Raw genomic sequence first — 548 nt, 5'->3', positions numbered from 1 at the left:
TACCAGCTGCCTTACCAGCATGCTCAAGTCGAAGACTCAGATAAAAAAGTTTGCAGAAGAAAGCGAGGAAAACATTCAGGCGGTTGCTGCTAACCCATGCTTGAAACAGATTGCCTCCATGTGTCATAGCAAAGGCTTGCCCGACAAAGCGAAGGTGGAAGCGTTCGTGACGTGGGAGTGCTGGAAGGTGAACGGCGCATTCAGCCTGGAACTGCTGCGGGCCTTTTCCTCCATGTGTAATGGCAAAGGCTTGCCCGACAAAGCGAAGGTGAAAGCGTTCGTAGCGTGGGAGTGCTGGAAGGTGAACGGCGAATTCAGCCTGGAACTGCTGCGGGCCTTTTCCTCCATGATGAGCACTAGGGGCTTGCCCGACAAAGCGAAGGTGGAAGCGTTCGTGGCGTGGGAGTGCTGGAAGGTGAATGGCGAATTCAGCCTGGAACTGCTGCGGGCCTTTTCCTCCATGTGTCATGGCAAAGGCTTGCCCGACAAAGCGAAGGTGGAAGCGCTCAAAGCGTGGGAGTGCTGGAAGGTGAACGGCGAATTCAGCC

1 protein-coding gene is annotated in these 548 nt (G+C 55.1%); it reads left to right on the top strand.

The window, feature by feature from the left end; translation table 11 throughout:
- Window positions 1-19: 19 nt before the first annotated feature.
- Window positions 20-548 (top strand): hypothetical protein (locus tag J7439_RS26045; RefSeq protein ID WP_209204964.1); only part of this gene is annotated, 529 nt, incomplete at its 3' end.

This window comes from Salinisphaera sp. G21_0, from assembly GCF_017744115.1.
In the GTDB taxonomy this organism is placed as follows: domain Bacteria; phylum Pseudomonadota; class Gammaproteobacteria; order Pseudomonadales; family Endozoicomonadaceae; genus Endozoicomonas.
The sequence above is the reverse complement of the archived record's forward strand: the minus strand, read 5'-3'. Positions and strand labels throughout refer to the sequence as shown.